Origin of the sequence: Candidatus Bandiella numerosa, assembly GCF_021811875.1 — a bacterium.
Classification (GTDB): domain Bacteria; phylum Pseudomonadota; class Alphaproteobacteria; order Rickettsiales; family Midichloriaceae; genus Aquirickettsia; species Aquirickettsia numerosa_A.
In genome coordinates this window covers 1-5,882 of the sequence record NZ_JAJBJD010000058.1, presented here as the reverse complement: position 1 = coordinate 5,882, position 5,882 = coordinate 1, and the positions used below count along the sequence as shown (strand labels likewise).

The window sequence follows — 5,882 nt, the reverse complement described above, 5'->3', positions numbered from 1 at the left end:
ATTCAGTTTACAGAATGATGGATAAGTTAGATGATAAGGTTATCGATAACATACAGGAGATAGCATTCAAAAATGCACAAAATTTACTGAACCAAGAAGTAGATGCAATCTTCTATGATGCAACAACTCTATACTTTGAATCATTCACAGAAGATGGGTTCAGAGAAAAGGGATACAGCAAAGATATGAAATTTAATCAAACGCAAGTGCTTTTAGTATTATTAGTAAAGGCCGTTGCATAAATGCAAAGCAAGGAAGATATGCAATAAATGCTGTCTATTATACACATCTCCGAGCCCACGAGAGTCCTGATACCCACATATGCCTGCGTCAGCTTTTAATCATACATTAAGAAATATACTTCCTTTCTTTTATAATTACCTACTCATTCCTTAATGAACTCGTAAACATAAGTTATATTAAGTCAAATTCAAATTATAAGGACCACATTCCTTATAATTTTAAAAAATATAACACTTATCCATTTTATTAATACTTATTAATTATCTGTTGACAAAAGAGCTAATTATCTTTATATTAATGTTAATAAAATTGGGGGGTTAACATGAAAGTAAGATCTTTTGAAGAATTAAACAACGAGCTAAATACAGCCATCATTGAGAATAAAAGAGAACAAGTTTATGAACTTGCAAAGCAACTAGGAGCAAATATAAATCCAAATCATTTATTCACCGCTATATCTTATAACAAACTATCACTAATTCCTTATCTAGGCTTAGTAATAGCCGGACACCACAATTATTCCTTAACTCAAGCATTTAAGAATTTACCTAATCCTATTGATACCTTGCTAAGTGTGTATACCAGTTTAGTACATAATCCTGAGTATTTAGAATATAAAGAAATACTTTTTGAGAGCTTAATGAAAACCATTGAATTGTTTAAAAAATATGATTGCTTTATTAGCGGAGCAAGCTTAATGCTAGCAAGAGAAGATCAAAGAATTGTAGATTCGTTGTTAGATCATAAAAATATCCATATTGACCCCTCACATCTGTCCAGCTTTATTGATAAACCTGAGGTTTTTAAGAAAGTAGTTAAAAAAGTAGTCGACATAAATAAAGTTGAGCCTAATTCTCAACATGTTATTTTTTCTGCAATAGGTATGGGCTCTGTAGAAGTAATCGATATACTTCTAGAAGAAAATATAGACCTAAATATTACCAATGATTATGGTGGACAACCTACCACCCCAGTACTATGCGCTATTTATCAAAACAAACCCTTAATAGCTGAGCATTTAATTTCTCAAGGAGCTATATTTGATCGACAATTAATTTCAAAAACATACGCCAGCCAACCGCACGTAGTTGATTTCGTTGTAGAACATGACCAATCTGTAAAAAAATTCGTAGAAAATATCTCATCTGAAAACGCGTATGAGTTATTTAAAAAAGCGAAAGAAATAAATGATATTCTCATTGTATCTTATTTTCTCAAAGAACATGCTCACGATATTTTCTCAGTAATAAAAAGAGATGGAGCACAAAAGGAACATATAGCATATTTTCAAAAAAATGGCATACCTTTCAAATTTAAACATGGCGAGTTTTTAGTCTGCTCTCAACCACAAGCTAGAAAAGAAACAGAACAAGGTTGTGAATCTAACACCCAAGATATCCAAGAAAAAAGTAAAACATGTATAATAGAAGGTAAGTTTTATTATACTTACGGAGAAAAAAAGCTAGTAACTTTTAATGAACAAAATGATTCTATCTATGTTATAAGTAAAAATGGGGACTTATACGTACAAAATGATTTAAATGGTCATTTTAATGGTCTTCATCATAGTTTTTTCTTAAAAAGCAAACCAACAAAAGAGCTATACGGCTACGGAAAACCAGTAGCATGTGGCGGACATATGAACATAGTAGACGGAAAAATTACATTTATTAACAATTGCAGTGGTCATTATCAACCAACCCTAACTCAACTAAAGCTAGTCGTTAAATACTTTCATCAAAAAGGAGTGTTATCAGAAAACGTACAAGTAAAAGATATAAATGGAACTCTTTACGACTTATCAGAGATTCTAAATAGTCCAATAATAGATGAAACCCCAGAGTTATTTGGCAATAACGTGGAAAATGATTTTTAAGAACCTGCTACAATCTCAAGCACCATTTTAAATTGATAATTTGGGGCTTGAGACTGCATAACAAAAAACTTTATTGAATCACTAATTTGATAATATCTCCTTCTAATTTGTGATATAGCAAACGGTTTTGATAAAAATTATTTGCCATAATTACAAAGCTATGAAGCTCTTTTTTAGAATTATAAAAATAACCAACTAGAGCAGAAATCCCAGTTAGAGAGCCAGTTTTAGCATAAATATCATAATGCTCAAAACGGTCGTGCAAAGTAGAATCATCATTAGGACTCGCAAGAATAGATTTTACCAATTCAAACTTTTCACTTTTTACTACTGCTTTTAGTAATCCATCAAATTGGTGCACTGTAAGCAAATTTTGCCTTGAAATACCAGAACCGTCTCTTATGTCTGATTTCGTTAAATCAACATTAAATCTTTGTTTAGCAACTTCCTTTAATTTAGCTGCCGCCCAGTCCCATTCCGTAACACCATATTTAGAAGCAAATTCAGCAAGAAAATAATCTGTAATAAAGTTATCGGATTTTTTCATTGCCTTAGCAGCAAGATCTTTAATATTTTTGGAGAGTGAAGCTATAGCTTTTTCACCTTTTACCTCATCCTCGCTGAATAATATTTTTCCTTTTAATGCTACCCCTTGATTGTTAAGTTGCTTTTTCAAATGATATTTAATTTGAGACAAATTATCATTTGCTACTGCTGCAATTGTTACTGGCCCGGTCGATTGACTTAGAGTACCTTTGATAATATATTTTCCCTCTTTTATAGTCACCACCAATCTATCATTTTCATTTTTGGCAATTGTCTTAGTATTATTAACTATGGTATAAGGAAAATTCGGATGGGAAATAATTTTTATAACCCCACCTAACTCACCTGGCTCAACATCTAGTTTACTGCAATTCTTATTTATATGAACCAATGTTATTGGAGCACCGTAACAATATAGAGAATCACTAAAAGTTTTATCTCTCATAGTTGCAGGTACAGAAAATTTATTATCTATGATATAAATATTTCCTTTTATATTTTTATTTGAATGCTTTGCAACTTCTGCCACAAAATACTTAAGATCATCAATCCCAAAATCTGGATCGTGAATATGAAGATAATAATCTTGATTTTTATTTATCAACTTACTAGTAAAATCGTAATTTTCACCGAAATGCTCAAGCGCAGCAACGATCGTAACAAACTTTAAAGTACTGGCTGGGATAAAATATCTATCAGCATTTTTCTCAAAAATAACTTTCCCTTGATCTAAATTAGTAATTTTTACTCCAATATTTAAGTTTGGATCTGCTTCTTTTATTAATTGCTCTATCTCGTCGGGAATGTTATTTGCTGCCCCAACTATGTGAGGCAGCAAAGTAATTATTATTAGTGGTATTATACCAATTTTCATACTGTTCTCGCTTTTTGTTGTATTCGTGCATGAATAATATTACTCATTCCCATAATAGTAAAGCCAATTACCGCTACGGACATGGCGATTGGAATAATCGAAATACTATTTGTAAATGCTTCAGAACTATATGATTTCACTCCATCAACCAAAGTACCATCCCATGATCTATCCAAGCTCTTACCAATAGCATTATGAAAAACCCAACCAAATGTCATGATTATCATATTTGCAACTGCTGCTGCCATCCCGCTTCTTTCTTCAGAAACATAGGTTGCAATCTTAGAAATAATAACAACTTGATAAGCACAGAATATACCAGTGACTAAGCATGTATAATAAAGCGATTTTTCATTGGCACCACCACTTAATATATATACAAAACATATTATCATCCCTATACCAGAAGCTATAGTTACCCCAAGATAAAACCTTGTTTTATCAGCAATGTATGGCAAAACAATACACCCCATAAACATACCAAATAATATAGATAACGTTAAGGAATCAGCGATTGTCTTTTCAATACCATAAACTGCAATCATAAAGGCACTACCCCACGCATCAGCAAATCCTTCAAGTGGACCAACCATAAATCCAGCAAACAAACTAGCAAATAGTAGTTTATAATTACAAATAACTGCCTTAATATCACTCCAAATATCACTATGAGAAACCTCTTGAGCAGATTTTGGCATTATTATATAGGTGATAAGCGCCAAAGCAATTCCTGAACATATCAATATGTTAATGGTTGCATCAATACCTATTGATTTTATAATACTCGCAAGCGGGGTTCCAACATATACTACTGTAATTAAACTAGCAGACACTGTAAACCCCAGCATCCTAGCAAATTTTGTAGGATATATTATGCGAAAAATCTGTAATGCTCCTACTATAGCAGCAGAAGAACCAATTCCTGTAAGGGCTCTACCAATGACTACACTTTCCCAAAAATCGAAATATACAAGAGGAATAAGACCACTCGCAGTCAAAGCTATACACAAAGGAAGTACTTTCTTGCCACCAAATCTGGTTAGAAATATACCAATAGGTATATGAACAGCAATATATCCAATGTAGTATATACCAGCAAAAGAACCATATTCTGCTGCTCCGATTTGATATTTACTCATAATATCAGGCATAATAATATTAGGTAACATTCTAAGTACATACTGATAACAGTAGAATAAGGTTAAACTTAGCCACACTAATATTGAGACAAATTCATTTTTCTTGTCAACTTTCATATTTATTTTCCTTTAACAAAAATATATTTAGGCGAAATTACTTACGCCACCCATAAAAAAACACAATAAAAATAGTAATTAGAGAATATGCAACGGCTAAGCCGCCAGCAGGAATGCTAGAAGGAGGAAGTTACGTTTAAAATTAAACTCTATGTTCATTATTTTTAATTTTTAGAAAATAAACAACGCATGGTACAAAAGCTAACATATTATTAAAAAATGGTCAAGAACCAAATTTACCTACCTCCACAACCTTATATAAACCTGAGAGTCTTTTCATTTCTTTCGCCTCTGGTTCTTTAAAGCCTCTGTCATGATGAACTTATGGTTCTACATTCTATCGTTCTAGCATTTTACGAATTAGAAAATAGGATTTTGGAGACCGTAAGTACGCCCAGCCCAACAAATTCAGTAAGACATAGTCATCACAGGCTAGAGGTGGTTTATCTTAAGACTTCTTTTTGGGGACAAAGAAGAGATAAATTCTGAAATGAAGTGCAGAGCGACAAAAAGCAAGGGTTTTAGGCTTAGATATAATATAAAATTATACGACCCTTAGTCTACAGCTTGGTTAATTATCGACTTAAGTTTTATATAAAACTTAAGACATCGTTTTAACTAATTCTGTAATTTTTTTTCTACTTTGGGCACTTTTAATTTCACTAAATGCCTTAATAAGATTAACTATTTCTTTTTCAGTAACAGCATTGGTATCCTCTATCTCATATTTGGCGTCTTCTTCGGCAAATACATTAGCGATTACTTCGCTTTCATCACTTTGTTCATAAAAATATGTAATAGGCACTTTCAAAAATTTGGCTATCGTGAATAGCTTACCACTTGATATTCTATTAGTAGCTTTTTCATATTTTTGTACTTGCTGAATGCTGACATCAACAGCCCGGCCTATATCTTGTTGGCTCATCCCCAACATCACTCTTCTTATCTTTAAACGCCTGCTAACTAGTGCTTGAACGGAAACTTCGTTTTTAGAGCAAGTTTAAATTTAGATTTTCCTGACTTTCTAATTTTAGAGTTGATATTTTGCCATTTTGGTCAGAATTTGTGACGAGCCTGAGTTAGTTCA

Annotated in this window: 4 protein-coding genes and 1 pseudogene; 2 read left to right on the top strand and 3 right to left on the bottom strand. The window is 32.4% G+C overall.

What is annotated here, in order from left to right:
- Both L8D11_RS02955 and L8D11_RS02950 read left to right on the top strand, forming a co-directional pair.
- Window positions 1-242 (top strand): annotated as a pseudogene (locus tag L8D11_RS02955) (IS1634 family transposase); the annotation flags it as partial.
- A gap of 323 nt (window positions 243-565) precedes the next feature.
- The gene (locus L8D11_RS02950) at window positions 566-2,119 is read left to right on the top strand and encodes a hypothetical protein (RefSeq protein ID WP_236870187.1); all 1,554 of its coding nucleotides are present in this window, start codon (window positions 566-568) and stop codon (window positions 2,117-2,119) included.
- 70 nt (window positions 2,120-2,189) lie between these two features.
- Here L8D11_RS02950 and dacB read toward each other — a convergent pair whose 3' ends face one another.
- The 3 genes from dacB to L8D11_RS02935 all read right to left on the bottom strand — a co-directional run bounded on the left by dacB (window position 2,190) and on the right by L8D11_RS02935 (window position 5,741).
- Window positions 2,190-3,539: a D-alanyl-D-alanine carboxypeptidase/D-alanyl-D-alanine endopeptidase gene (gene dacB, locus L8D11_RS02945; protein ID WP_236870186.1), complete on the bottom strand. Its 1,350-nt coding sequence runs from the start codon at window positions 3,537-3,539 to the stop codon at window positions 2,190-2,192.
- On the bottom strand, window positions 3,536-4,795 hold the full coding sequence (locus L8D11_RS02940) for an MFS transporter (protein WP_236870185.1): 1,260 nt from the start codon (window positions 4,793-4,795) through the stop codon (window positions 3,536-3,538). Before L8D11_RS02940 ends, dacB begins: the two co-directional genes overlap by 4 nt.
- Window positions 4,796-5,396: 601 nt before the next feature.
- Complete coding sequence (locus tag L8D11_RS02935) at window positions 5,397-5,741, bottom strand: helix-turn-helix domain-containing protein (RefSeq protein WP_336886380.1); 345 nt, start codon at window positions 5,739-5,741, stop codon at window positions 5,397-5,399.
- Window positions 5,742-5,882 lie beyond the last annotated feature (141 nt).

Coding starts and splice junctions, on each gene's coding strand:
- dacB (WP_236870186.1), bottom strand. CDS start 3,539: ATGAAAATTGGTATAATACCACTAATAATAATTACTTTGCTGCCTCAC.
- L8D11_RS02950 (WP_236870187.1), top strand. CDS start 566: ATGAAAGTAAGATCTTTTGAAGAATTAAACAACGAGCTAAATACAGCC.
- L8D11_RS02940 (WP_236870185.1), bottom strand. CDS start 4,795: ATGAAAGTTGACAAGAAAAATGAATTTGTCTCAATATTAGTGTGGCTA.